This window comes from Mucilaginibacter sp. JRF (assembly GCF_015223065.1).
Classification (GTDB): domain Bacteria; phylum Bacteroidota; class Bacteroidia; order Sphingobacteriales; family Sphingobacteriaceae; genus Mucilaginibacter.
Genome location: NZ_JADFBY010000001.1, coordinates 479,010 through 505,813, shown reverse-complemented (window position 1 = coordinate 505,813; position 26,804 = coordinate 479,010). Strand labels below are relative to the sequence as shown.

Genomic DNA, 26,804 nt, shown 5'->3' with positions numbered 1-26,804 from the left:
GATCAATGTCTTATCAGGTTTTCTTCCAGTTCTTCCAATGTTTGGCCTTTGGTTTCTTTCACCTTAAGCTTTACAAACACAAAGCCGGCAAAGCAAATAGCCGCGTACAGGTAAAATGGCCCATAGGTACCCAGGTATTTAGCCAGTATGGGGAAGGTGAATACCAGTATAAAGTAAGCCCCCCATAATGATACAATGGCCACGGTTGATGCCGCGCCGCGTATTTTGTTGGGGAATATCTCGCTGATGAGCACCCAGGTAACCGGCGCTAATGAAAACGCATATGTGCTGATGGCCAGCAGTACAAATATGGATACCAGCCCTGCCGCAGCCTTACTTTGCAGCAAAAAGGCAAGCACAATGTATAATATAGCTAAGCCCAGCGCCCCGGTAAGCATTAACGGGCGGCGACCCAGTTTATCAACCTGCCACATAGCTAACAGGGTAAACAGCAGGTTTACAATACCAATGCTCACTGTTTCAAACAGTTGCTGATTAAGGCTTGAGCCTACCGACTCAAATATGGTTGAAGTATAATTGAACACCACATTAATGCCGCACAACTGCTGAAAAACAGCCAGCGTAATACCCACCAATACTGCCGGGCGAACACCCTTTGCAAACACAGCGCTAAAGGGTTGCTTTTTTACTCCCGCTAATGATTTTTCAATAGCGGCCAAGGTATTGGTTACAAATTGTGCCGAGCCTATTTTGTTGAGTACAGCGAGGGCTTTTTCATCGTGCCCGGCCTTTACCAGCCAGCGGGGGCTTTCGGGCAACCACATTACACCTAACAAAAATATTACGGATGGTACGGTACCCAACCCGAACATCCAGCGCCAGGCATCGGGGCCGGTATCGGCTAAAAAGTAATTGGTTAGGTTAGTGATCAGTATACCCAGCACCACTGTGAGCTGATTGATGGCTACGTTGCGGCCACGCACTTCGGCGGGCGATATTTCGGCAATGTACATGGGGCAAAGCATGGAAGCCATACCCACACCAATACCTGCAGCGAAACGCATAACAACAAAATAGGTTAAACTATGTGACAGGGCGATAGCTACCGATGATATAGCGAATATGAACGCCGCCAACATAAGCCCCGGCCTGCGGCCATAACGCTCGGCAATAGTACCGGCTACAAGGCAACCAAATATACAGCCAAGCGCAAGCGAGCCGGTTAAAAAGCCCTCCCAAACAGCATCCAGCGCGAACTCGGTACGCAGAAAAGGTAACGCGCCCGATATCACCGCGAAATCAAACCCGAACAGGTAACCGCCCAGTGCTGATATAAACGAGATACCGATGATATATAAATTATTAAATGGTTTTAATTGGTTGGTCATGGTTGTAAAAATGTGGTTTTAATACATGCGGGTAAATGAACAAATAACTTATTTACATGGATTATCTGCTCATTTATTTAGGCCTGATGTGCATGGCCGCTCCACCGCCCTTTGCCATGTTTATATTGATGGTTGTTTTACTGGTAACCGGCATTGTTTTGAGGCTATAACCGGTAGCGACTGTGTCAGCATCGGCACCGTCTGTATAAACATCAGCTACATAGGTTTTGCCCTCCGGTAAAAAAGCAAAGTTCAGTTTGATGGATTTTTCATCCCAATTGGTCATGGCGCCTACAAACCATTCACTATCCTTTCTTTTGGCTACAACCGCATACTCGCCCACTTTGGCATCCAGTACTTTGGTTTGATTAAAGGTAGTTGGTACAGCCGCCAGATAACGCATAATGTGAGGATATTTTTCGTACTCCTTCGGCGAATCAGACAGCATGGCAAAGGGCTGATCAAACACTACATACATAGCCAGTTCGTGGCATCGGGTGCCTAATGATGATGGTAAACCCGGATCAATGGGTTTAAAGGTTTGCATGGTTGCGTTACGCATGGAGCCGGGTGTATAATCAAGCGGCCCGCCCAGCATCCTTATAAATGGAAAAGTTAAATGATGCTGCGGATTGGCCGTATGATCCCACTTTGAACATTCTTCGCCGCGCACGGCCTCGTAATTTACAATATTGGGGTACTTGCGCTGCATACCTGTAGGCTTGGCGCAACCATGAAAGTTCACCATCAGGTGCCTTTCGGCGGCGGCTTTGGCAATGGCCTCCATCCACTCAATAGCCTGCTGATCGTCACGATCAAAAAAATCGACCTTAATACCTTTGGCACCAAGCTGCTTTATAAAATCAAGATTATTGTCAAGATCCTTTAACAATGGCGATGCCACGCACCATAAAAATACGCCTACGTTCTTTTTATCCGCATAGGTTATCAGCTCCTTAACATCAACCTTGGGGTTCACCTTGGTAACGTCGTGATTGTTAGACCAGCCGGCATCTATCATTAAATACTCCAGCTTGTTTTTGGCGGCAAAGTCAACGTAGTATTTATACAATGCCGTATTACGGTTAGCCATGCCCGATGGAATATCGGCTCCCGGCAGCATGGCATCATGCCACCACTCCCAGGTTGCCTTGCCGGGTTTTATCCAGGCGGTATTTTTTAATGCGGATGGTTCAGATAATTTATAGATCAGCTCATTGGTTAGTAGTGTACGGTCATCATCCGTAGCAATAACAACCCGCCAGGGGTAAGCCCTTGTGCCGGTGGTTTGGGCAATGTATTCCTTTCGCTCTTTAACTACCGAAACAAAATCACCCCAACTGCCCATTACCGCAACTGCGGGATAAGCCGCCCAATTGCCAACAAAGCCACTGCCTTGCTTTTTAATGTACATGCCGGGATAGTTGTATACATCAGCTTCGGCAACAATGGCATTTATTCCGTTTTTACTGAACGAAAACAACGATGGCGTAAGCGCGCGCTGCTGTTGCTTAACCGAATCAATATTGGTGTAGGCTACATAAGGCACTTCCCAGGCGGTGTAATTATCAGTTTGCGGTAATATGGCACCGGGCGAACCGGCAAGGTTAAACTCAGCCTTTTCGTTCAATACCTTTACCGAATCGGATAGTTTGGTTACAAAGCGGTAAGCCGCACCCTCGTTATAGGCTCGCAACACAAGCGAATAATCATTTTTAAAATGGATACGCAGTTGATTATAATGATCAGTCAGCACATCGTTTTTGCCGTATAGCGGTTTGATGATTTTATTGACAGTACTGGTTGATGTCTTTATTACACTTGCTGCTTTACCTAATGTTTGTTTATCAAGTGTTAAGGCAATGGTTGATGGATCTATCAACTTTACTTTTTTATAAGCAACGGCGTAGGTAATGGTATCATTTACCGTAAGCGTTAACTCCAGCTTTTTATCGGGTGATAACAGGCGGTAAGTTTGCGCGCAAGCAGTATCGAAACAAAAACATGCTACTGCCGAGACAATTATATAACGAAAGAATTTCATTCGGTACCGAATTTAAAATGGATGTAATGATTATACATTTGGTGCTTATCCAACACAGCCTGCGGAAACTCCGGTCGGTTTATACTATCAGGATAAAGCTGGCATTCCAGGCATAAACCCTCAAAAGGCCGACACTGGCGGTTGTTGTGGTTGCGGTGCTTACTTTGCAAATAATCGCCGGTGTATAAAAATATGCCGGGATAAGATGTGTTAACTTCCAACGTACGACCTGATGTTTTATCAACCAATTTAGCGGCGTAGCCGTTTATCGCTACCAAAGCCTCATCTAATATGTAATAACTGTTGATGCCTTTAGGTGGAGTGATCTTATCTTTTAATTGTTCACCATAAAATCCAATATCTCCTGCCCCAATTATCTTTCCTGTAGGTATGTAATCATCACCTGCTTCAACAACACTTTCCGCGCTGATACTGAGGCTATGGTTTAAAATATCGGCATCATTACCCGAAAGGTTAAAATAGGCATGATTAGTAAAGTTGGCAATGGTTGGCTTATCGCTTACGGCATGGTAGGTTATTTGCAATTCGCTATCGTCTGTCCAACGGTAGGTAACGCGTAGGTTCAGGTTGCCGGGATAGCCGCCATCGCCGTCATTACTGTGCAGCACAAACACCACATGATCATCCCCCTGCTCAAAGCCGAATACTTTACTGTTAAACCCTGATGACGCACTGTGATTACTATTCGCGCCATCATTAGCCTCAAGTATGTAAGTTTGCCCATCCAGGGTAAATACGGCATTACTGATACGGTTAGCATACCGCCCTATGGTTGAGCCGATATAACAGGTATCGTCCAAATAACCTTGCGCTTCCGGAAATCCCAATACCGCGTTCCCTAAATTGCCGGCCCTATCGGGCACCATCACCTTTACCAATGCAGCGCCGTAATTACTAACCTCAACGTACGCGCCGCTATTATTTGTTAACCTGAACAAGTAAAGGCTTTCGCCCTTACTTGTTGTACCCCAATTGGTATGGGTTGTTTTAGTCATACGTGCTTAATTATTTAGGTAACCAGGGTTTTGGTCGCTTTCCTCAATATCGTCATTCTGTTTAATTTCCTGCAATGGTATAGGGTAACGGTTATGGAACGCCTGTATGGTGCCCGATTGTTTTGTCCACTTATTGCGTTGTTTTACCAGATCGACCAGTTTACCGGTACGTATCAGATCCATACGGCGCCAGCCTTCAAAGCAAAGTTCGCGCATGCGTTCATCCAATATATTGGTTCTGAACTCCGCGGCAGACATACCCGCGTTCCACATATTGGCAGCAGGCAATGTACCACCCCAGGCACGCTTACGTATGGTATTGTTTACCAGATCAACACCCTGTGAGGTAGAACCGGTTTCATTCAACGTTTCGGCATAACACAACAACACATCAGCATAGCGCATGTAAAATATATTTTTGCCTGACAGCCAAAAGCTCAACATACCATCGGTGCGCGGATCTTCATATTTCTTCACATGTGGGTCAAGCTCATCGCCACCAAAGCTGGGATTGAGGGTTGGTGTGCGACCTTTATAGGTAAAATCATAACGGATGCTTTCATTCTTCCGCAGATCGCCGTTTTCCCATATACCGCCATTGCCCGCGTCTGAGTAACAGTATTGCGTAGGCACCATCAAATCGTAACCGCCAAAGTAGCAATACTGATCTATCTCGGCCAGTGAGCGTGAGCCCATTTGCCATTGGGTTTGGTTATTATCAGGATAAGTATTATTGAACTGAAACTCGTATATAGATTCGGTACTGTTAGGTTTTGATGGGTCCCACAGGTCGGCATAGTTGCTTACCAGTTGGTAACGGCCCCCATCAACCAATAACTTGAACTGATCGCGTGCCTTGGCATAATCTCTCGCGCCCGATGCCTCGGGGGCATACAGGTAAACTTTGCCCAACAAGGCAATGGCCGCGCCCTTAGTTGCCCGGCGTTTATCGCTCTGTGTTTCGGGCAGGTATTGTACGGCTGTTTCCAGATCAGATATAATGGTTTGATAAACCAACGGCAGCGGCTGGCGGCGTGTACCGTACTCATCAAACTTAGCCTGATCTATCAGCGGTATCTCTCCCCAATATTGCGATACCTCAAAATCCAATGCCGCCCTTATAAAGCTGGCCTCGCCTAAAATGGTATTCTTGCGGGCACCTTCCTCAGTATTCAAACTCAACGAGTAAATGATACGGGCCGCGGCTGCTATTACCGGCCAGCGGCTATCCCATTGCTGGGCAAGGGCGGTATTGCTGGCGGTTAAAAAACCGTTATACCTGTCAAGACCCGCCTGCCTGTCATCAGTTTGTACCTGGTACGCGCCCTGCTGCGCTTCGTCACTGCCCAGGGTGAACATAAAGCCGCCCCGGTCTTTTTTGGTATTGCGCCAGCTGGTGTACAAACCCAAAAGTAATGGCTCAATATTGTCGAGCTTGCTAAAAACCTGTTCTTCGGTAAGCGCGGTTTGCGGCTCCTCCTCAATAAACTTTTTACATGATCCGGATAGCACGATCAACAATGCCATCGGTATTAATAAGTATCTTTTTTTCATGATCAACATTTCCTTAAAATCCAACATTTACACCTGCAACAATCATTTTGGCTGTAGGGTAGCCATCGCCACCTTCGGGGTCATAACCTTTATATCCGGTAGCGGTAAACAGGTTACTGCCTGTTAAATACAACCGCAGATTACTCATCTTGGCCTTCTTCATAAAAGCTCCGTTAAAGTTGTATGACACCGTTAATGCCGACAATCGCAAATAAGCCGCGCTTTGTACAGAATAATCTGTTTCGCCCGCGCCATAGCGCCCTGAGCCACGGTATGCCCTCGGGATGTTGGTGTTGGTATTGGTTGGTGTCCAACGGTTCAATTCATCCTCGTGAGCGGCATATTCGCCGGTACCACCAAGCAAACTTTCGTACAGGTAGTTTACGCGCTTGCCGCCAACATTGTAGTTAAATACAGCATTCAACCCAAAGCCCTTGTAGCTAACATCGGTAGCGAAACCGCCGTAAAACTTAGGGTCGGTATTGCCTACTACAATACGGTCGGCATCATCTATCTTGTTATCGCCATTCACATCAACCGGAATAATATCGCCGGGGCGAATAGTACGGCCGCCGTAGTCTATCTGCGCCGTGCGCGCCATGTCGGACTCCTGGGCTATTTTCTCGAACTTATAGGTGTAAATTGAGTTGAGCGATTTATTAAGGAACAGGTTGCCTTCGCGCTGTATCTCAACACCGGTAAAACCACCGTAGTTATAAATAGCATCAACATTACCATACAGCTTGGTTATACGGTTACGGTATGATGATATATTGGCGCTAAAGCTCCATTGCAGATCTTTTTGATTGATGATCTGCGCGTTCAGGTTAAGCTCAAGCCCTTTGTTAAGCAGCGAGCCCACATTATCAATACGATTAGTGAACCCTGTAGTGGCCGATAGCGTGCGCTGCATCAGCAGGTCATCATTATGGATGATAAAGTAATCGGCATTCAGGGTGATACGGTTATCCAATATACCCAGATCAACGCCCACATTCAGTTGCTTTTGTTTCTCCCAACGCAGGCTTGGGTTACCCAAACGCCCATCGGACACGTAGGTTACCGAGCCATTGGTGAACGTTGGCCTGTAAAGCGAGCGGTATGCAAAGTTTGGTATGTTTTGGTTGCCCGCTATACCGTAACCCGCACGCAGTTTAAGGGTGCTCAGTTTTGAGCCTTGCATAAACTCCTCGCGGGCAATATTATAAGCCAGCGCTAATGATGGAAACAGCCCCCATTTGTTGCCATTACCAAAGCGCGACGAACCATCGTATCTACCGGTTAGCGTGGCGAAGTACTTATTATCATAATTATAGTTAAAGCGCGCTACGTAGCTAACCAGCGAATTGGTCACAAAATCAGACCCTAACACGAATCTATCTTTCAGGAACGCGCCGCCCAGGTATTTGTACGAAAAATCGTCGGTAGCGAAGCCCCATGCGTCAACCTGATTATAATCATAATCGTTTTTGGTGAGGCCAAAGCTTAGGGCTCCCTGTATGTTGTGTTTGCCGTAGGCTTTTTCGTATGATACGGAGTTGTCCCATTGCCAGTTCATCCAGTTCTCTTTACGATGCGTGGCACTGCCCTGTGTTGAATTACGCAATGATTGCCCCAGATCGCGGGGAACGTAGTTAAAATAGTTTTGATTACGTGCCTCAACCGAAAACCCTGAACGGATATTTAAGCCCGGCATAGGCGTGGCTACTACATAATTAGTGGTAAGCAAACGGTTTTGGTTTCCGCGTCCGTCAATATTAAGGCTGCGGATAGGGTTGTAAAGATCCTGACTTTGGATGCCTTTCCAGCTTAGGTAAGGGATGGTATCAGTGATAGGTAATAGCGGGTTAGCGTTTGACGCAATGTTGAACACCCCACCATCAATGTAACGCTCCTCGGTACGGGTAAAGTTGGTGTTGGTACCAATTTTCAACCAGGGTTTTATTTTTTGGTCGAGATTTACCTGGCCACCGAACCTTTTGTAGTTTGATGTTTTCAGCAGGCCTTTTTGATCGGTATAGTTAAAGCTCACATAAGCTGATGAACCATCCTCGGAGCCTTTTGAGAAACTCATGGTATGGTTTTGCTGTATGCCTGTCTGCCGTATCTGATCGAGCCAGTTGTAGCTTTGGCCTGCACGGTAAACTTCCAGCTCGCCCGCGCCAAAAGCCGCCGAACCACCCGGAGCTAATAATGATTGTATGTAAGCGTTCCTATCGGCACCAGGATTTTCATCAATATACCGGTTAGCATAAGCATCACTACGTAGGTCAACTATTTGCTGCGCATTAAGGTAAGGTATATTCCTGGTGAACGATTGCACACCCGCCCAGGCATTATAATCTATCTTTCCCTCTCCTTTTTTAGCCCTTTTGGTGGTGATCAATACCACACCATTAGCACCGCGCGAACCATAAAGCGCCGTGGCCGATGCATCCTTCAATATGTCCACACTGGCAACATCATCGGGGTTAATGGTATTGAATCCACCCTCTATAACCTGGCCGTCAACCACATAAATAGGGTTCGAGCCAAATTGTATGGAGTTGTTACCACGTATCTTGATAGATGAGCCACCACCCGGCCGTGGGTCGTTATTCTGTATCAACACACCCGATACCCGGCCTTGGATAGCCTGATTTACATTGGTTACCGGTCGCTCCTTTAATACCTTTTCGTCAACACTACCTACAGATCCCGTAAGGTCGCCTTTTTTAATGGTGACGCCCACCACCGTAACCTCGGTAAGGTTATTACTGGATGTGGGCAACACTATTTTCATGGGGGCGCCAGCGGCATCGGCCTCAATGGTTTGGTAACCTACCGCCGTAAATACCAGTTTTGAGCCTGATGGCGCGCTGATAGTGAACTTACCATCAACATCGGTACTTACGCCTTGCGTGGTGCCTTTAATGGTTACCGAAACTCCGGGCACGGGCAGGCCGTCATCCTTGCCGGTTACCTGCCCGGTGGCATTCAAATTTTGCGCATGCACGTCAAACGAAAAAATTATCGCCAGCAATGCCATACAAAATGCCTTAATAGCTTTTTGAGTAAACTTTTGCATAATTGATTTTTGATTGGTTAGATCTGTTATAATTAGTTAACCCGAGGGGCGTGGTCAGCGCTTAATTACGGGTTAATAAACGTACAGGCTATTGCAGGCTAAAAAAATGGACGATACTTTAAAATAGATGGACTATCTTACCTTGAACTTAAAAGGCAAGAAAAATGCTTTTAGCAAATGAATACCCGAAAAACGTCTATTCAACAATGATATACAGCACTTTGAAAAGAAAGCAAGTTTGAAAACCAAATAGGAAGAAATAAATTTTATAAAAATACACTCAAAATACAGCAAGTTATATATTTGTAAACCCTGTTATAAACCATTGCTGTAAACCACCATTTAAATGACAACCGCTGCCGACCAGACAAGGAAAGTAAAAGAGGGCTTTTTAGGCCAAAAGATGATCGTGTTGCCGCCTAACATTAAAAAACTGGTGGTAGGTAATACGCTAACACAGGGGTTTTATCTTACGGCTATTGGTTATTATCCGCGTGCTATTTATCATGATCGTGAACGCAAAACAGGCAGCGGCGAATACATTCTATTATATTGTACCGATGGCGAGGGTTTTGTATACATCAACAACGAAACTTACACGCTAAAGCCTAATACCTACATCATCATCCCTAAACATGTGGGGCATCGTTATAAAAGCTCGAACACCAACCCATGGAGTATTTATTGGGTACATTTTAGCGGCAGCAATGCCGAGGCTATGTTTGAGCGTTCGCTGATCAACGGGCAATTAGGCGTACATGCCATACCGTACGATCAGGAACGCATTAAACTATTTGAGCAACTATGCCTGATACTGGAGCACAGTTTTTTGGAGCCCGAACTGGAAGTAGTGAACATTAACCTGATGCAATTCATCGCATCATTAGTTTATTACAAGCAGATAAACCCGGTGGTTTATGATAACGATTCGGTAAGTGTATCCATCGCCTTTATGAAGAAAAACCTGAGCCAGAAATTCCGTATTGAAGATCTGGCCGCGCATCTTGGTTTATCGGTATCGCACTACTCACGCGTGTTCAGGCATAAAACAGGCTCATCCCCTATCAACTATTTTAACCTGTTGAAGATACACGACTCCTGCCAGTACCTATACTTTACCGACCGAAGCATTAAAGAAATATCCGTCGACCTTGGCTTTGATGATCAATATTACTTTTCGCGCCTGTTCACCAAACTCATTGGCATGTCGCCTTTGAATTATCGTAGAAAGCACCGTAACCATACCGGATAGTTTACTGTCATTTTCACCCCTTATTACTCATCACCGCAAGGCATAGCGCGGCCATATCGCCAATGTTCTCTGATAAACCGGCCGGTACAATTTTGCAGGCCTGCCACGATTCAAAGTAGGCTTCCTGCTTAATTACTTCCATCATCAGCGGTTCTATCAATTCGCGGGTACGGCCATAAATGCTTCCCAATATGATCATTTCCGGGTTCAGCATATCAATAAATATGGCTAATGCCTTGCCCAACTGCCGGGCGGTGATCTGATATACCTGCACTGCGGGCTCATCGCCATTGTAAGCGGCTTCGGCTACTGCTTTCGCGGTGATCGATGACAGGTCAGCCAGCGAATTACAAAACGATACACTTTTGCCTACCTGTATATATTCGCGGGCAACGGTTTGGGCTATCTGCGCTATGCCGCCGCCGCTGCAAAATCCCTCAAATGATCCGGCTTTGCCGAACCCTACCGGCCCGTTATCGGCCAGGCGTATATGGCCAACCTCCCCCGCCAGATCAGATATACCCGAATATAGCTGCCCGTTAAGTATCAATCCGGCGCCCATACCCGTGCCAAACGTCAGGAATATCAGGTTATCATAACCCTTACCCGCACCGTACTTCCATTCGGCTACGGCGCAGGCGTTGGCATCGTTTTGCAGCAATACAGGTTTGTTGAACCGCTCGGCAGCCATTTTTACAATGGGCACATTGTCCCAGCCTATCAGGTTAGGGGGCGATAGTATCAGCCCCCTTTTACTACTTAACGGCCCGCCGCAACTGATGCCTATACCGGTTACCTCATCTATTGAAACAGCATGTTTGCCAAGTATATCTTCGGCCACGGCAAAAAGCTTTTCTATCATTTCATAAACAGGCAAGTCGGTAGGCATGGCTTCCTTATGCACAATTTGTATGGTATCATTTGCTTGCCGGCCAAGCAATACGGCACACTTAGTTCCGCCTATATCAAAACCTAATAACATATATAAGTAGCTGTTAAGGTGAATGGTTTAGTTGTTGCTTGTTGCAAGCGGTTGTATAACAATGTTTTTTACGCGCACCGTGCCATGTTTGGCATATAGCCAAAGCACGCTGCCATTATGCTCGTAAGTGCGGTTAACTATGGTACGGCGGTGGTCAATATCGGCATCAAGTATACCATCCTTCATTACCACATCAATAGTAATTGGCTTTTGTAAGCCGCTTACACCTTGTATAGTAGTATTGCCCAGGCTCACCGTACTGTTATTGGCTGATACATTGAGCCTGTACCCGTTACGCCCCTTTTCGTCCGATTTCAGGATAAGCCCGAATTCCTCGTTCATGCCAAGCGGTTCAACCTCTAATGAAATGCGGCAGTTTTGCGGTACATCAACAATGCGCGCGCTGGCTACACCACCTTCATCAGCCAACACAATGCTGCCGCCCTCGGCTTTGGCTTTGTACATCATTTCGGGTTTTATGGCGATAGCTGTGCCGGTAGCCGGTATCATTTCGGCAGGGAAACGGGTGTTCAACGTACCATCAAGCTCCTGTATCACTTCACGAAACAGCGAGTTACCGCCAAATATTTCATGCTGATAATCCTTATTTTCGGCACGGTTAGGTACCCAGGCAGCGGCTATACGCCTGTCGTTTTTAAAGCCTGCGGTTTTTACCACGTTTGACCAATCTTCATTCAACGCCTGATAGCGAGGCTCCTCCCATGGACCATAAGGCTTTCTGGATTTAACGTAGTATGTATTGCTGTTATCACTATAAACCAAATAGTACCAGCCTTTCCAAAAGAAATAATCCGGGCATTCGGGAGTTGAGGGCTGGCCTGTTATTATCGGCTCGTGCACGGTCCAATTCTTCAGATCTTTTGATGACAGGTGTACCAAACAGCCACTGATCATGGCCAATACCGGGTTTTCCTGATCGCTTGATACAAATAAGTGAAACTCGCCCTTATCATCAACAAACACCTTGGGGTCGCGAAAGTTACGCTTGCTGTAGCCCGGTGCCGATGTGTAGAACGGGTTAGGTTTTTGCTTTTTAAAATGGATGCCATCCTTACTAATGGCATAGCTCAATTGTTCGTTAACCTCGCCCTGTTTGTTGATAAGGCGGGTAGCGTAAAAGGCATAGTAATTACCCTTATGGTAAACTACCGAACCGGTACAGATGGATTTTTCCCATTCCTCATCAATACCCAAAACCACGGGCTCATGCTTCCAGGTTTTCAGATCGGTAGAGGTACTTAGCGCCCACTGGTGGCCGCCCAAACCGTTAAGACTTTTGTGGTGAGCCGAATCAAGCAACCAGTAATAGTAATATGTACCATTACGATCAAACGGAATACAATCGCCCACAAACAGATCTCCCTTGGGCTTAAAGTACTGCATGGATTCGGTTGATTGTACCGTAGGATCATACTTAACGCCAAGCTGCGCGCTGGCGGTGTAGGTTAATAATGATAGTGCTGCAAAAAGTATCTTTTTCATAATAATTGGTTTATAGGTTTTTAGCGCTGCCGCCCGAGCGCCAGTGCTGTTCAATTTCTTCGAGCGATTTATTCTTTGTTTCGGGGATGTAGAAGTAGCCCCATATCAGGCCGGCCACGCAAACAAGGGCATAAAGCGCAAAGGTTACATCAACACCCAGTAAGTTTACCAGCTTTAAAAAGGTAAACGCTATAACAGCGTTAAAGCCCCAATGTGCCAGCGAGCCAATACTCATGCCTATACCGCGAGCATTTAAGGGGAATACCTCAGATATTAGCAACCACCCCAACGGCGCCAGGCTGATAGCGATGAATATAATAAAGCATACAATGCTGATAACGGCAAAGTAAGGCAGACTTGCGCCAAGCTGCTCCTTAAAATAAAAGCAGGCACCCAGCAACAGCAACGAGGGTATCATGCCGCTTATGCCAATCATGTACAACCGCCTGCGGCCTACCTTATCAAGCAGTAATACCGACAGAAAACAAGCCGCCACATTTACCGCGCCTATAATGATAGCCGGTACTATTGAACCTGAATTGCTTACCACACCAGCCATCTTAAAAATTATGGGCGAGTAATAAATAATGGTGTTTACGCCCGAAAACTGCTGGAAAAAGAAGATACCTATGGTGATGATCAATGGCACCCGTAACCAGGGTTTAAAAACTTCTGTCCAACTGGTTGATTGTTGTGCTTCGAGCCTGATGTCGTTATCTAAACCGGCGAGTGTTTGGTTAACCATTTCGGGGTCTTCAATTTCCATCATGATCTTGCGGCCCTGCTCGCGCCGCCCTTTGCTAATAAGCCAGCGGGGTGTTTCGGGTAAAAACAGCATCCCGATAAACAGCACAAGCGCCGGGAAAAATCCAACCAGAAACATCCATCGCCATGATGAATTGTCGGCATCGTCAGATAACCAGTAATCGGTAATGTATGATAGGAGGATGCCAATGGTTATCATGAGTTGATTGAGTGTAACCAATGCCCCACGCACACGGGCGGGCGATATTTCGGCAATGTACATGGGCACCACATACGAGGTTATACCTATGGCGATGCCGATAACTATGCGCATAATAATAAGCCAGTTAATGGATGGCGCGAAGGCACAACCAATAGCGCCTATCAAAAAGATGAACGCGTTAATAATGATCATGCCTTTACGGCCTACCCTGTCAGACAGCTTGCCACTGGCCAGCGCGCCAAGCACCGCCCCGATCAAAACTGTGGTGGTAAGCCATTCAATACTGGCATCGCTAAGATGCCAGTATTGTTTTAAAAATGGCAAAGCGCCCGAAATAACTCCCGTGTCAAACCCGAACAACAAGCCTCCTGTTGCGGCAATGATGGCAATAAGCAATACTTTTGGTTTTAGCTTCATTATATACAGTTATTAATATCCGGGATTTTGCTGGTACAACCCCTTACTAAAGTTTATTTGGTTTGTTGGGATGGGCATATACTCATCTCGCCCTTTTTGAAAATGCGCTGTTCGTAAATGCGAACGCTTTGTACTTTCTGAAGCAAAATAGCTATTCATATAGGTATCGGCAATACCCCAGCGTACCAAATCAAACAGGCGGTTACCTTCCATGGCAAACTCAAGCCTGCGCTCCTTGCGTAAAGCCTGGCGGGCGTAGGCCTGTGTCCAGGTGCAGTTTACACCGGGCTGGTAAGTAACAACATTGTAGTAGGTTGCAAAAGTGCCGTTAGCTTTTTTAAGCATGGCTGTGCTGTTGGCTGCCCGTTGCCTAACCTGGTTAATAATCGGCAAAGCTTCGGTTTCGCGGCCAAGCTCAATCAGGGCTTCGGCTTTCCATAATAATACATCGGCATAGCGTATCAGTTCCCAGTTTTTTGAGCTCGACATAAAGGGCGGGATGCGCTGGAAAGAGCCATCGTTATAAGCCGCCAGATCTTTCATGCTGGTAAAATAGCCGTAAATGGCCGGTGCACGTGCCCACGATTGCTGGTAGATAAAATCGGGCACGTATTTAAATGGGTGGCCGGGTATGCCTACTGTATGGTCAAGCCGTGGATCGAAGGTGGTATTCAAAAAATCATTCTCAGTAACCGCGTCGCTGTTGTTATAGCCATCAAACATAGGCAAACCATTTAACGAAGTCTTAAAATTATTCACCAGATCCTGACTTGGAATATGCTGCCAGCAGCAACCATACTCAATGTTCATGGGGTACGACAGCGAATGCCCCAGATCAATACGGCCAAAGGTGGTACCATCATTACGCGAGTATTGTATGGCAAAAACCGACTCGGGGCCGTTCTCAAACGCGGCCATAAAGTTCTGCCCAAAATCGGGTGCCAGGTCATATTTGCCCGATGCTATTACCGCATTGCATAGCGTTATTACCTCTTGCAGTTTGGCGGCATCAATACTTGTAACGGCATGGCTGTCATCCTGCTTATAGGCCTGGTACAAGCGCACCTTGGCCAGCATGGCATCGGCTGTAAACTTGTTTGGCCTGCCTATCTGCACCTGTGTTTCAGGCAGGTTATCTATCGCGAATTTGAACTCATCGGCTATCTTCTCCCACAATTCATCGCTGGTAATGGCTGTGTTTGATACGGTGATGTATTCTTCCTTGGGCAAATTCTCATCAAAATAAGGCACACGGTTAAACAGCGTTTTAAGCATAAAGTAATAGTAACCACGCAAAAAGCGCATTTCGCCCTGGCGGGATGCCTTTTGCGGGAATGTGGCGGCATCTAATTTATTTACACGTGCCAAAGCATCATTAACCCGGCCTATGCCATTGTAAAGTTGCGCCCACATACGGTCGGTAATGCCATTGGTTGGGCGGTTGGTTACGTATATTTCATAGTCGTTCCAGTCGTTATTATCGCCGGTACCATCGCCGCCTTTGTAGGCATCGCCACTGCGTAGGCTACCCCAAGGCCATAGGCTGTTTGATGTATGTATACTCTCGTTACCTAATGTGGCATAGGCGGCAATTACCATCTTCTCCACATTTTCAGGCGTGTTCAGGTCATCGCCCGAAACAAATCCCTGCGGGTTCTCCTCCAATGCTTTTTTGCAGGATAGGCTCAACATAAGCAAGGCCAATCCTAATAATATCTTAGTTTTCATAATTACTCGTTTTTATTGATCAGAAAGACATATCTAAACCCAGTGTTACAATAGCCGGTACCGGATACCCGTTGCCCGGATTTTCAGGATCGGCGGCTGTATACCCCTTGCTTTTGATGGTGAACAGGTTAGCGCCCTGGAAAAACACCCGCGCATTTTGAACCTTAATGGTCTTTAAAATATCCTTCAGGTTATACCCAATCTGTAAGTTGCGCAGTTTTAGGTACGAGCCGTTCTCGATGAAATAGGTAGAGGTGCGGTTCTCGTCGTTAGTATTTACCAGCGTTAAGGCAGGTATGGTTGAGCCTGAGTTTTGCGGGCTCCAGGCATTAAGGGTTCTGGCACCCCAGTTACCGCCGGGCCAAATGGAGGCAAAATCGGTATAGGTTTTATACGAGTTATACACCTGTAAACCCTGCACTCCCTGCAAAAAGGCAGCGAAATCAATATTTTTCCAACGCAGGGTTAAATTTAGGCCGTATAAAAAATCGGGGTTACCATTGGTAATGTAGGTTCTGTCGCGGTCGTTGATAACATTATCGCCATTAAGATCTTTAAAGCGAATACGACCTATACCCTTACCCGGTTGAGCCGGTGAGTTCTGCACCTGATCGGCACTGGTGAACAAGCCATCGGCCACGTAGCCAAAAATAGAATTAATGGATTGACCAACAATAATTTGATCGGTACCGTTGCCGGGATAGGCCGTATAAATTTCGGATGGCAGGTAGGTAACCTTATTCAGATACCGGCTTACGTTGGCACTGATGCCGAAGCTTACATCCGCACCTATTTGCCCATCATAATTCAGGATGGCCTCAAAACCCTTGTTTTGCATAGATGCACCGTTAAAGGTTCTGGTTCCGCCCTCGCCAATGGCGGCCAGATAGCCCGGGGTGATCAGTATGCCTGATGTGTTCTTGATAAAGTAATCAAAACTACCGGTAATGCGCTGGTTCAATAATCCGAAGTCGACACCAAAGTTTGATTCCTTAGTGGTTTCCCATTTAAGATCGGGGTTGGTTTGCTGAACCTTTACAAAGCCTGATGGTAAGGTGCCCGTGCCTGCCCCGCCAATATCATAAGCTGTACCGCCAATAAAATCGTTATTGTTTAAACCGTAAATGGCAGAGTACAGGCTGTAAGTAGCGTAATTGCCTGTTTCCTGGTTACCGGCTTCGCCATAACTGTAGCGTACTTTCAGGTCTGATATTAATTTTGAATCCTTAAGGAATGATTCCTGGCTTATTCTCCATCCTAATGAGCCTGCGGGGAAATACCCGTAACGATTGTTGGCCCCAAAGCGCGATGAGCCATCCCTGCGCAGGGTTGCCGATGCCAGGTACTTGTTGGCATAAACGTAGTTTACCTTGCCGAAAAAGGATAGCAGGGAATTTGCCGTGCCGTTACCCGCGTTATTAATGTTGGTAGTACCACGGTCAAGGTAGGCATAATCCATATTCTCAACAGCATAGCCTTGCCTTGATGCCAAAAAGTTTTGGTTAATAAACCTGATAGACTCATGACCCAATACGGCATCCAAATGGTGTTTGCCTATCTCGGTAGTATAATTAAATGTATTTTGAAAGATGAGGTTACCATCATAAGCCTGGCTGTTTTGCACCAGGTTTGATGGATCGGTAAGGAAACCGGATATGTACGATTTTCTTAAGGTACGTGTCCAGGTACCCGCATAATCAACACCATAGCTTGATTTAAAGTGCAACCCCGGCATTATCGCCAGATCGGCATAGGCATTGCCGATGATACGGCCAAAATAATTTTTATTCTGAGCGTTATCAGCAATCAGTCGTGCAGGGTTATGGCGGTCTGTCATGCCTGTTGCGGGGCCACCCCAGCCACCGCTTATGGTATGTACCGGAACTAAGGGTTGCTGTACCAAAGCGGTAAAAAGTACATCGCCATTAGGTATCAATACATTGGTAGCGTAGGTGCCGTTTAGGTTTTCGCCAATTTTTAAGCGCCCGTTTAAAAAACTATACTCGGTGTTAAGGCGCATGTTCATTTTTTTGGCGCGGCTCTCTTTTATTATGCCCTTATTATCATAATACCCGACAGAGAAGAAAGAATTGCCTTTTTCGCCGCCATTGGTAAAGGCCACATTATAGTTTTGCAGCAATGATGTTTGCGATATTTCATCATACCAATTGGTATTGGCTGATCGCATGGTTTTGGCGGCATCAATAAATTCGGGAATGATTACGCTGTTTAGTGACGGGTTATCAAAATCGCCATTCCAGTCAAACTTATATATCTGGTTATTATTGGGGTTAGTACCATCATTTACCGATGCCCGCCAGTATGCCTCGCCACGCTGATTGGCGTTAAGCATTTTTTGCTTGGTGGTGTAATACTCAATAGAACTTGAAGCATTTACATCAATACGGTGCACACCGTTCTTTGCCCGCTTGGTAGTAACGATAATTACGCCATTGGCCGCCCGCGAACCATAAATGGTAGCAGATGATGCATCCTTTAGTACTTGTATCGATTCAACATCATCCTGGTTTATCTCCTGCAAACCCCGCTTGGTGGGTATACCATCAATTACATACAGCGGATCGTTATTGCCAAGCGTGTTGATACCACGAATACGTACTGTGGCACCACCACCCGGATCGCCATTGGTGGTAATGTTAACGCCCGGTACACGGCCTTGTAATGATTTAATGGGGTTACCCTGACGCACATTCTTTATATCCGTCATGTTCACTACGGATACGGCGCCCGTAAGGTCGGCCTTTTTTTGGCTTTGGTAGCCGGTTACCACTACTTCTTCAAGGCTACCGGTATTGTACTCCATAGCTATGCTAACCGGCCCCGACGAGTTGGTTACCGTGTATACAAATGTTTGCATACCCACATAGGTGAATGATATAGTTGAGTTTAATGATGCGGCTATACTAAAACTACCCTTAGCATCGGTTGTGGTAGTAGCCTTGTCTGACTTTACGGTAACACCGCTTAAAGCCGAGTTGAGATCTTTACTGGTTACTGTACCAGTAATGTTTTTCTGCTGGGCATTGGCACCCAGCCAGAGCAACGTTATCAGGATGGGAAAAATCTTTTTCATGATTCAGGAATTATTTAGAGGTTATGGATTGGTTTTTAGAGTTTGCCTGACTGTTAAGGTGGCTTTCTCTTTAATCGTTTAAAGTGATTCATAATAGTTATGCTTAGTTAATAAATTAGATACTGAATTACTTTAAACGTTTAAAGTAATTAGTCAAAAAAAAGGTCACTCCCTGCACGACTTGCCGTAAACAAAGTCGGATTCAAGGTATATCTGGTTTATAATTTTGTTTTTATGGATCAGATCTAACAAGGCATTCACGGCCAGCTTGCCCATTTTTTCGAGCGGCTGGCGGGCATGGCTAATAGGGCAGTAAAACAGATCGAACGCTTCCGCCTCGTCAAAACTGAATACCGATACATCCTCCGGCACTTTTACCTTTTGCCGGTTTATCTCCTGCAAGCCGGTAATAGCCAGGCGATCAGTAGCAAAAAATATAGCATCGCATTTATGCTCGTGCCCTACCAGGTAATTAATAGCCTTATCAACATCAGGTTTAAATGATGTTGATTTTATCAGTTTTATAAGCTGTTCGACAGGCTCAATTCCATTATCACTCAAGGCATCAATATAACCACGTTTACGCTCATTGAGGTGAAACATAGTGGTCTGGTAGTTTATAAAGGCTATACGTGTATGGCCTTGCTTTATCAGGTAGCTTGTAGAATCATAAGCCGCCTTGTAGTTATCTATCAATATGCTATTGGCCAGCAAATTCGGGAAATTTCTATCCACCAGCACAAACGGTATCTCTGATCGTTGCAGCCTGTGTATGGCTGGTTCTGAGTTTTCGGTTGGCACCATAATCAGTCCATCAACCTGGCGGTTAACCAATACGGTAACCAGTTCATCAAACTTTTCGGCACTTTCGTTTGAGCAACCAAAAATAACGGTGAAGTTCTTTTTCTTTGCCTCAGCCTCAATAGCGCTGGTTATGCCCGAGCTGAAGCGGTAGTTAATATCGGCAACAATAAGCCCTATAGTATGGGTTTTTTGGGTTTTTAAGCTTTTGGCTATTTGATTGGGCCTATAATTTAATTCTTCGGCAGCGGCTAATATGCGTGCCGCGTTTTCTTTACTTACCTGCTTTTCTTCGGCCTGCCCGTTAAGTACATAAGATACCAACGCGGTAGAAACACCCACATGCCGGGCTATATCCTTAAGCAGAACTTTTTTCATTTTGGAGTATCGAAGATTTTAATTGGTATGATGAAGGTATATACTTTAAACGATTAAAGCAAATTATTTTTATCGAAAAATTTTATATGAGCAAGCTTAATATGGGTTCAATTAAAATCTGGCAATACCTCACACCCACTCGGTAGGCGCTTTGCCAAACTTCTTTTTAAATGAATGCGAAAAATGCGACAGGCTCTCAAACCCCAGATCGAGGTATATGGCTGATGGTTTTTTGTGGCGGCTTTCTATCAGGTGGCGGGCTTCGGTAAGTCGTTTATCTTGCAGCCAATGGCGGGGAGCCATGCCGAATATCTTTTGAAAATCGCGCTTGAAACCGGCCAAACTACGCCCCGTAAGCTGCGCGAACTTCTCGACCGGGATATTAAAGTGAAAGTTGCTGAGCATGAATTTCTCCAGGTCTATTTTATACGGTTCCGAAAAATCGAACAAAAACTCCTTCAATTCAGGCATGGCGCTAAGCAGTAATTTAACTCCTTCATTCACTTTCAGGATGCCCATCTCTGTAGCCAGCTTATCAGAGGGGTTACGCACATAAGGTATTACGGACTGAAAGTATCCCTGTAAAAAATCGTTTGATGGTATCAGGATGTTGGATGGGCCTGAATATTTCTGCTGTACTTCGATATGTTCTTCCAACGCTATTTTGCGCAGCATATCTTCCTGCAGAGAGATAACTATGGTTTCGTAATCCTCATCGGGCAATGGGGTTTTGGTGATCTGGCCCAATTGGTTCTTGCCTATCAGCAGCATCTGCCCCCTCGTCATGGAAATCTTTTGCTCTGATGTTTCCAGCGTAAAAAGACCCGACACCTGCATTACCAGGGTATTGTTTGACATAAACCCCACCTTATCCTTACGCCTGGTGGCGAGGTAGGAGTAAAATAAAATGCCCGGTATTATTTCGGCTGGATTGGTCATCAGGGTAAAGATATAAAATAGGCGGGGCTTGTGTGCAGCCCCGCCCAATAACTATCGTTGCAGATAGGTGCCGCCAAGTATGGCACCCGGCGCGAATTCAGTATTCAGGGTATTCAATTCATCAGCTATTAGCTCTATATTCATGGCCTGTATATTCTCGGTCAGGCGCGATCTGCGACTCATGCTCACCAGCGGCATAATATGCTCGCCTTGCGCATTAACCCAGGCTATGGCCAGTTGTGTTGGGGTTACTCCCCTATCCTTCGCTATTTGTTTTAATACTTCTACCTTTTCCAGATTCTTAACCAGGTTATCCCCCTGAAAGCGCGAGAAATGGTTATGATAGTCGTCAGCAGCTAACGGTGCCTTCATATCGCCGGTTAATAAACCTTCGGCTGTATTGGCAAAGGCTACTACGCCAATACCCAACTCTTTAGCGGTAGGTAAAAGGTCGCTTTCAATCTGGCGGTCGGCTAATGAATAACCGATCTCTAATGCCGTTACCGGATGTACGCTGTTGGCCTTGCGTAGCTGATCGGCAGTAATTTCAGATACACCGAGGTGGCGTACCTTACCTTCTTTTATCAGGTCGGCAACGGTACCTATCACATCTTCAACCGGTACGCTGTTATCTAAACGGCATGGCTGGTAAAGGTCGATAGTATCAATACCCAAACGCACCAGCGAGTAGTTGATGAAGTTTTTTATAGCGATAGGGCGAAGATCCAAACCCAGCCACTGACCATTGTAAAATATAGCACCGAATTTAACGCTGATAAAAGCATCATCTCTGCGGCCTTTAATGGCCTTGCCTACCAGTAATTCGTTATGACCTGCACCATAAAAATCGCCGGTGTTTAAAAAGTTGATACCACTATCAAGCGCGGCCTGAATGGTGGCAATGCTTTCGGTCTCATCATTAGTTGTGCCTCCCCATACAGATGACATGCGCATACAGCCCAAACCCAGTTTTGATACCAGCGGACCATTGTTACCCAAATTTATTTTTGTTACGTTTTCCATAGTTCTATTATATCTATTGATCAAACAAATATGGGTGGTTTTGTTCGCCTGGTATTTCGTGCATGGCTCAAATTACTTGCCTGTATGGCTCATATCTAAAATAACAATAAAGATGACTTTAATTTGAAACACACGTTTTAGAATTATATTTATGTTTGCATTGTACAACACAACATGGCACGTAGCGTAGAATTTAACGAGGAGCAAGCAATCCAAAAAGCGATGGAAGTTTTTTGGGAGAAGGGCTATAATGGCGCTTCGCTTCGCGACTTAACGGATGCCATGAAGATAAACAGCAGCAGCCTTTATAATACCATTGGCGATAAGCAGGAGCTATTTGTTCGCTGTGTTAAGCATTATACTAACATCAGGAAGAAAGACCTTCAAAACCGACTGGATAGCGATAGATCGCCATTCAGCATATTGGTGAATTATATAAACGATGCCGTATCGGTAATTATTAATGGCGATAACAGCTGTATGGCGGTTAAAAGCGCTTTCGAGGTTGCTACTAATGATCAGCGGGTTAAGGATATCCTGAAAGCCGATAGCGATTACGCTTATCAATTTTTATATTCCCTTATTAAGGATGCTATGGATCAGGGTGAAATATCGACCGACGAAGACCCTGAACTACTGGCCGACTACTTTATCAGCACCTGGACGGGGTGGTATGAATCGTACATACTGCATAAGGATGGGAATAAGATCAAAAAGATGGCCCAGTTTTTTATTAAGCAAATATCTAAGTAAAAAAATTTAAGTCTTTTTGAAACATTCAATTCAAAATTCATCTAAAGTCACAAACTATTTTGAAACAAACAATTCAGAATTACAATATATAAACAAAATGGAACAACAAATTAAAGCAGACCTGCAAGGAAAAAGAGCATTAGTAACAGGTGGCACCAAAGGTATAGGCAAAGCCATAGCCGACGAGCTGGCGCAAGCCGGTGCAACGGTTATCGTAACCGCCCGTAACCAACCTGATGACGCTACAGCTCACCACTTTATAGCGGCTGACCTTACAAATGCTGAGCAGCTATTTAAACTAACTGACGAGATCAATAACAAATTCGGAGGCATTGATATCCTGATCAATAATGTTGGCGGCCTAACTACTCCTCCGGGCGGTTTCAGTACATTAACTGATGAACATTGGGAGCAAGAATTGCAACTCAATCTAATTTCAGGTATCAGGCTCGACAGAACCTTGCTGCCTAAAATGATAGAACAAAAAACTGGTGTGATCATCCACATATCATCCGTTGCAGGTAAACAACCTTTGTGGAACCTTAATATGGCCTATGCGGTATCAAAAGCAGCGCTTAACAGCTACAGCAAATCCTTAGCAACCGAACTGGCAACCAAGGGTGTGCGTGTGCTAACCGTATCGCCGGGCGCTACTAAAACACCACCGATGGAAAAATTTATTGAGGATTATGCCGCTTCAACAGGCATTACCGTTGAGGAAGCCTTTGGCCAATTGATGGGCCAGGTAGGTGGCATACCTATGGGCCGCATGGCCGAACCGCAAGAGGTGGCCTCGCTGGTACACTTCCTGGTATCGCCTGCCGCTGCATACCTTACCGGTACCAACTACGCTATTGATGGTGGTTCGCTACCGGTAGTCGCATAAAACAAAAAACGGGCATGCTTTTAATGGCATGCCCGATTTACTATATGGGTATTAATAACTAATGCAATTTTTTTTGCAGATGATCATGTTGCCCTCCCAATAAAGTTACCCGGTTCTTCTCCTCAAAACCTATTGACAGATAAAGCTTTTTCGCTAATGGATTGCTTACCAGCAGCCCTACTGTTTTGTGGCCAAGCTCATCAGCTTTAGCTATCAACGCGTTTATTAATTGTTTGGCTATACCCTTGCCTTGTTTATCAGGCCGTACGGCTAAACAGTCAATATAATATTCGCCGCTTTGGGTTTCATCTTCGGGCACACCTTTAAAGCCGAGTTTATTGCGGATGTAGCTTAAAAACGGATTACGCAATTCATCCAACATAGCGCCATCATAAGCCAGTATCATACCGCATATACCGGTTTCATCCTCCCAAACCAAAGCATTTTGGTAGCTATACTGATTGTCCGTTTGCCCTGCAAAAAGTTCAAACAGATCAATCACAACCTGCGGATCGGTACTGTTTGCAAACCTTTCGGCCAGGCTACCCATAGCTAAAATAATAAGTCGGGCTATTGGTGGCGCATCGGCGGGTGTGGCTTGTCGTATCATATAAATGGCGTTTCAGTAAGCCACTAATATAATCACTACACTCCCATTTAGATTTTAAAACTCAATATCGGTTGTATCCGGTAACCAGCTGCCATCCAGCTTTACCGAGAAGCTCGATGTTTTGTTAAATGGATTTCCGCTTATGGTTGTGATCCTGTTTCTTTCTATCGCAAAATCATAAAAAGTGTGTGAAAACATTGGCGTTTCAGTTTCCCCCCATATTTCCAATACCAGATCTTTATAAAATACCTCATTATTGGTAGGCACATACAAATTCATTGTAAATTCGGCTTTGGCCCTATCAGCAGCAGTAAAGGCATAGTCCAGATTATAACCTTCTTCGCCCATGCTGGTCAGCGTGTATGGGCTCCAACCAAAAAATACCAGATCAGGCCATATGTCACCATTATTCATGCCGCGGGGATAAAGTTTTACCCTGCTTACATTTGCAGGAAGCTTCGGGAACTTCAACTTTATTTTACCAACAACCCTTTCAAGTGAAATATTCTCATTCAACGGGGCACCGTTAACAGCAATATCAAGCCCTTGAACAAAGGTATCACTCGCCGGTGCCCTAAAAAAGATATTGAAACGCCTTGAATCTATTGACGAGGGATTTCGGGAACCAACAATGCCTACTGTGTACTCGCCATCCGGTATATCTATCTTTATGGTTCCAAAATTAGGATCATCGGCAGTTTGATGTACACCCGGAAGATGCTCATCGGTATATCTATCGTTTACATACACATATAAATGCGATATGTGTTTAGTTAATTCGGCGCCACTCAATTCAGCTAATTTTTTGCCGTTAGATAATGACATCTCTCCCGAACTGAGGAGCAGACTATTTACATTGAATGTGACAGTGTGAGTTTTTGCGGCCGGCGAGGGATTATCCTGATTGTTGCTTTTACGGCAATTCACCAGCATAAAGCATAGTAAAACAATTACAAATTGTGCTTTTGTTTTCATGATTGATTGTGATTAAAGGTTTTAAATTATTTATTAGTTATTTTTTAACCAATACTACATTTTATTTATTTAATGCTGATTATTAAATAGTTACAAATAAATGCTCAATATTTGGCCTGCTAACCATCAACCTATACAACTTTGGGGCATATCATTAAAACCGTATTAAAGCCCATAAAAAAGCCGCCTCGTAAAATCAATTACGAGGCGGCTTTTGCTGATCATTTAACCGGTTTATATAGCCGGGTTCTCTGAATATTTTTTCCACAGATCTTCTACCGAATAACCTGTTATATCTTTCCAGGTATTATCGTTATAAGCATGTCTGCGCATTACATCGTCAAGTTTTTTTACGGTGCCTTTTTTAACCTTGGCTTCTATCCAGGCTAAAAAGCGGGCGGTTATGCGGTAGCTGTTATCGTATTTTTGGGTGGCTTTGTATTCGGGCAATGTCCAATTACCGGCGGCATTGGCTATACCGAATTTGTAGCGTGCATAATCAGCAATACCTTCGGTTACCCACCAAGGGCCATTGGTTTCGCCATAGCCTTGTACAATATGCATCACCTCGTGGGTTACTACATCAATATCGGTCTTGTGCTTGGTCATGTACTCGGCGCTGAAGACCACCTTGCCATCGCCTGTAGCGGCAACACCGTGGTAAGCGGTATCAATAAAAAAGGTTACCACCTTATCGGTATTCTTGTTATACTCTTTAGATAGTTTAGGGTAAACAATAAAAAATGTGTTGATCAGCTTTTGGGTAAGCTCCTTATCAAAATTTTCGTCGTTACCCGAAACAATTAGCGTGTAACCGTTTTTCTTTAGCGTATCAATGCCGCCTGCAAAACTATTTGCAGATGCAAAGATCATGACTGATAATGCAAGTAATATTATTTTTTTCATGTTTGTTTGGTGATTGTGATCGTTAAATAATGGCTAATATAAATAAACATAAAACGTTTTATCAATTATCAACAGAATATTACATTGGCTGATAATTGAGTGGCTGCAATATCATAAATAATTTATAAATAACAGGATGTACAAAATTTTTGAAACCGAACTCAAGGTAAGGCCCGATGATATTGACATGTACCAGCATGTACACAACAGCAAGTATTTTGACTATGTGCTTGCCGCCCGTTATGAGCAAATGGACGTAAACTACGGCATGAGCATGGAAACCTTTATGCAACGCGGCTTTGGCTGGCTGGTGCAAACCGTATACATCAACTATAAACGAGCCTTAAAAATGGGCGATATATTTATTGTACGTACCGGTATTGAGGATATTAATAACCGGAATTGCCGGGTAAAATTCAGCATTCTTAACAAGTCTACCGGCAAGGAAAGCTGCGATGGCTGGTTTGATTTTGTACTGATAGATATCAACACCAACCGCGGCGTGCAAATACCGGCTGATGTAATTGAGCACTACACCCGCTTTACGGCATAAAAAAACG

General features: G+C 45.0%; 20 protein-coding genes. 4 read left to right on the top strand and 16 right to left on the bottom strand.

The annotated features are described in order from the left end of the window. Positions 1-2: 2 nt before the first annotated feature. From IM792_RS02025 to IM792_RS02005, 5 genes are all read right to left on the bottom strand, one after another. Entirely contained in the window at positions 3-1,349 is a 1,347-nt protein-coding gene (locus IM792_RS02025; protein ID WP_194100006.1) for a sugar porter family MFS transporter, read from the bottom strand. A gap of 73 nt (positions 1,350-1,422) precedes the next feature. Then, complete coding sequence (locus IM792_RS02020) at positions 1,423-3,393, bottom strand: glycoside hydrolase family 97 protein (protein ID WP_194100005.1); 1,971 nt, start codon at positions 3,391-3,393, stop codon at positions 1,423-1,425. Continuing rightward, positions 3,390-4,409, bottom strand: coding sequence for an aldose epimerase family protein (locus IM792_RS02015; RefSeq protein ID WP_194100004.1), 1,020 nt, complete (start codon positions 4,407-4,409; stop codon positions 3,390-3,392). The genes IM792_RS02020 and IM792_RS02015 overlap by 4 nt, the downstream gene beginning before the upstream one ends. A 6-nt stretch (positions 4,410-4,415) precedes the next feature. Then, positions 4,416-5,963 carry a RagB/SusD family nutrient uptake outer membrane protein gene (locus IM792_RS02010; protein WP_194100003.1) on the bottom strand — a complete coding sequence of 516 codons (1,548 nt, stop codon included), beginning with the start codon at positions 5,961-5,963 and terminating at the stop codon, positions 4,416-4,418. 13 nt (positions 5,964-5,976) lie between these two features. Next, positions 5,977-9,030, bottom strand: a complete 3,054-nt coding sequence (locus tag IM792_RS02005) for a TonB-dependent receptor (protein WP_194100002.1) — start codon at positions 9,028-9,030, stop codon at positions 5,977-5,979. 346 nt (positions 9,031-9,376) lie between these two features. On the opposite strand from IM792_RS02005, the gene IM792_RS02000 reads away from it, so the two are divergent. Then, positions 9,377-10,282 (top strand): AraC family transcriptional regulator, encoded by a 906-nt coding sequence (locus tag IM792_RS02000; RefSeq protein ID WP_194100001.1) that lies wholly within the window; start codon positions 9,377-9,379, stop codon positions 10,280-10,282. A gap of 13 nt (positions 10,283-10,295) precedes the next feature. Here the strand turns inward: IM792_RS02000 and IM792_RS01995 are convergent, their stop codons facing one another. The 8 genes from IM792_RS01995 to IM792_RS01960 all read right to left on the bottom strand — a co-directional run bounded on the left by IM792_RS01995 (position 10,296) and on the right by IM792_RS01960 (position 22,114). Beyond that, a complete protein-coding gene (locus IM792_RS01995; protein ID WP_194100000.1) occupies positions 10,296-11,264 on the bottom strand; it encodes an ROK family protein in 969 nt (322 codons plus the stop codon). A 27-nt stretch (positions 11,265-11,291) separates the two neighbouring features. Continuing rightward, a complete protein-coding gene (locus IM792_RS01990) occupies positions 11,292-12,767 on the bottom strand; it encodes a hypothetical protein (protein WP_228084887.1) in 1,476 nt (491 codons plus the stop codon). Positions 12,768-12,777: 10 nt separating this feature from the next. Beyond that, a complete protein-coding gene (locus IM792_RS01985) occupies positions 12,778-14,151 on the bottom strand; it encodes a sugar porter family MFS transporter (RefSeq protein ID WP_194099999.1) in 1,374 nt (457 codons plus the stop codon). Positions 14,152-14,163: 12 nt separating this feature from the next. Next, complete coding sequence (locus IM792_RS01980; protein WP_194099998.1) at positions 14,164-15,879, bottom strand: RagB/SusD family nutrient uptake outer membrane protein; 1,716 nt, start codon at positions 15,877-15,879, stop codon at positions 14,164-14,166. Between the two features lie 19 nt (positions 15,880-15,898). Further along, on the bottom strand, positions 15,899-18,973 hold the full coding sequence (locus tag IM792_RS01975) for a TonB-dependent receptor (RefSeq protein ID WP_194099997.1): 3,075 nt from the start codon (positions 18,971-18,973) through the stop codon (positions 15,899-15,901). Between the two features lie 165 nt (positions 18,974-19,138). Beyond that, positions 19,139-20,152 (bottom strand): LacI family DNA-binding transcriptional regulator, encoded by a 1,014-nt coding sequence (locus IM792_RS01970; RefSeq protein ID WP_194099996.1) that lies wholly within the window; start codon positions 20,150-20,152, stop codon positions 19,139-19,141. Positions 20,153-20,281: 129 nt separating this feature from the next. Continuing rightward, positions 20,282-21,091, bottom strand: coding sequence for an AraC family transcriptional regulator (locus IM792_RS01965; RefSeq protein WP_194099995.1), 810 nt, complete (start codon positions 21,089-21,091; stop codon positions 20,282-20,284). Between the two features lie 51 nt (positions 21,092-21,142). Continuing rightward, positions 21,143-22,114, bottom strand: coding sequence for an aldo/keto reductase (locus tag IM792_RS01960; RefSeq protein WP_194099994.1), 972 nt, complete (start codon positions 22,112-22,114; stop codon positions 21,143-21,145). A gap of 174 nt (positions 22,115-22,288) precedes the next feature. Here IM792_RS01960 and IM792_RS01955 point away from each other — a divergent pair, with 174 nt between their 5' ends. Both IM792_RS01955 and IM792_RS01950 read left to right on the top strand, forming a co-directional pair. After that, positions 22,289-22,867 carry a TetR/AcrR family transcriptional regulator gene (locus IM792_RS01955; protein ID WP_194099993.1) on the top strand — a complete coding sequence of 193 codons (579 nt, stop codon included), beginning with the start codon at positions 22,289-22,291 and terminating at the stop codon, positions 22,865-22,867. Between the two features lie 97 nt (positions 22,868-22,964). Then, positions 22,965-23,753, top strand: coding sequence for an SDR family oxidoreductase (locus tag IM792_RS01950; RefSeq protein WP_194099992.1), 789 nt, complete (start codon positions 22,965-22,967; stop codon positions 23,751-23,753). 58 nt (positions 23,754-23,811) lie between these two features. Here IM792_RS01950 and IM792_RS01945 read toward each other — a convergent pair whose 3' ends face one another. The 3 genes from IM792_RS01945 to IM792_RS01935 all read right to left on the bottom strand — a co-directional run bounded on the left by IM792_RS01945 (position 23,812) and on the right by IM792_RS01935 (position 26,244). Beyond that, positions 23,812-24,363: a GNAT family N-acetyltransferase gene (locus IM792_RS01945; RefSeq protein WP_194099991.1), complete on the bottom strand. Its 552-nt coding sequence runs from the start codon at positions 24,361-24,363 to the stop codon at positions 23,812-23,814. Between the two features lie 54 nt (positions 24,364-24,417). Continuing rightward, on the bottom strand, positions 24,418-25,338 hold the full coding sequence (locus IM792_RS01940) for a hypothetical protein (RefSeq protein ID WP_194099990.1): 921 nt from the start codon (positions 25,336-25,338) through the stop codon (positions 24,418-24,420). Between the two features lie 234 nt (positions 25,339-25,572). Beyond that, complete coding sequence (locus IM792_RS01935) at positions 25,573-26,244, bottom strand: basic secretory protein-like protein (protein ID WP_194099989.1); 672 nt, start codon at positions 26,242-26,244, stop codon at positions 25,573-25,575. A gap of 136 nt (positions 26,245-26,380) precedes the next feature. On the opposite strand from IM792_RS01935, the gene IM792_RS01930 reads away from it, so the two are divergent. Next, a complete protein-coding gene (locus tag IM792_RS01930) occupies positions 26,381-26,797 on the top strand; it encodes an acyl-CoA thioesterase (RefSeq protein ID WP_194099988.1) in 417 nt (138 codons plus the stop codon). The last annotated feature ends 7 nt before the right edge of the window (positions 26,798-26,804 follow it).

Excerpts from the sequence above, each read along its gene's own strand:
- IM792_RS02020 (WP_194100005.1), bottom strand. The coding sequence starts at position 3,393 with ATGAAATTCTTTCGTTATATAATTGTCTCGGCAGTAGCATGTTTTTGT.
- IM792_RS01970 (WP_194099996.1), bottom strand. The coding sequence starts at position 20,152 with ATGAAAAAAGTTCTGCTTAAGGATATAGCCCGGCATGTGGGTGTTTCT.
- IM792_RS01980 (WP_194099998.1), bottom strand. The coding sequence starts at position 15,879 with ATGAAAACTAAGATATTATTAGGATTGGCCTTGCTTATGTTGAGCCTA.
- IM792_RS02005 (WP_194100002.1), bottom strand. The coding sequence starts at position 9,030 with ATGCAAAAGTTTACTCAAAAAGCTATTAAGGCATTTTGTATGGCATTG.
- IM792_RS02015 (WP_194100004.1), bottom strand. The coding sequence starts at position 4,409 with ATGACTAAAACAACCCATACCAATTGGGGTACAACAAGTAAGGGCGAA.
- IM792_RS01935 (WP_194099989.1), bottom strand. The coding sequence starts at position 26,244 with ATGAAAAAAATAATATTACTTGCATTATCAGTCATGATCTTTGCATCT.
- IM792_RS01930 (WP_194099988.1), top strand. The coding sequence starts at position 26,381 with ATGTACAAAATTTTTGAAACCGAACTCAAGGTAAGGCCCGATGATATT.
- IM792_RS01985 (WP_194099999.1), bottom strand. The coding sequence starts at position 14,151 with ATGAAGCTAAAACCAAAAGTATTGCTTATTGCCATCATTGCCGCAACA.
- IM792_RS02010 (WP_194100003.1), bottom strand. The coding sequence starts at position 5,963 with ATGAAAAAAAGATACTTATTAATACCGATGGCATTGTTGATCGTGCTA.
- IM792_RS01990 (WP_228084887.1), bottom strand. The coding sequence starts at position 12,767 with ATGAAAAAGATACTTTTTGCAGCACTATCATTATTAACCTACACCGCC.
- IM792_RS01965 (WP_194099995.1), bottom strand. The coding sequence starts at position 21,091 with ATGACCAATCCAGCCGAAATAATACCGGGCATTTTATTTTACTCCTAC.
- IM792_RS01940 (WP_194099990.1), bottom strand. The coding sequence starts at position 25,338 with ATGAAAACAAAAGCACAATTTGTAATTGTTTTACTATGCTTTATGCTG.
- IM792_RS01955 (WP_194099993.1), top strand. The coding sequence starts at position 22,289 with ATGGCACGTAGCGTAGAATTTAACGAGGAGCAAGCAATCCAAAAAGCG.
- IM792_RS01995 (WP_194100000.1), bottom strand. The coding sequence starts at position 11,264 with ATGTTATTAGGTTTTGATATAGGCGGAACTAAGTGTGCCGTATTGCTT.
- IM792_RS02025 (WP_194100006.1), bottom strand. The coding sequence starts at position 1,349 with ATGACCAACCAATTAAAACCATTTAATAATTTATATATCATCGGTATC.
- IM792_RS01975 (WP_194099997.1), bottom strand. The coding sequence starts at position 18,973 with ATGAAAAAGATTTTTCCCATCCTGATAACGTTGCTCTGGCTGGGTGCC.
- IM792_RS01960 (WP_194099994.1), bottom strand. The coding sequence starts at position 22,114 with ATGGAAAACGTAACAAAAATAAATTTGGGTAACAATGGTCCGCTGGTA.
- IM792_RS02000 (WP_194100001.1), top strand. The coding sequence starts at position 9,377 with ATGACAACCGCTGCCGACCAGACAAGGAAAGTAAAAGAGGGCTTTTTA.
- IM792_RS01950 (WP_194099992.1), top strand. The coding sequence starts at position 22,965 with ATGGAACAACAAATTAAAGCAGACCTGCAAGGAAAAAGAGCATTAGTA.
- IM792_RS01945 (WP_194099991.1), bottom strand. The coding sequence starts at position 24,363 with ATGATACGACAAGCCACACCCGCCGATGCGCCACCAATAGCCCGACTT.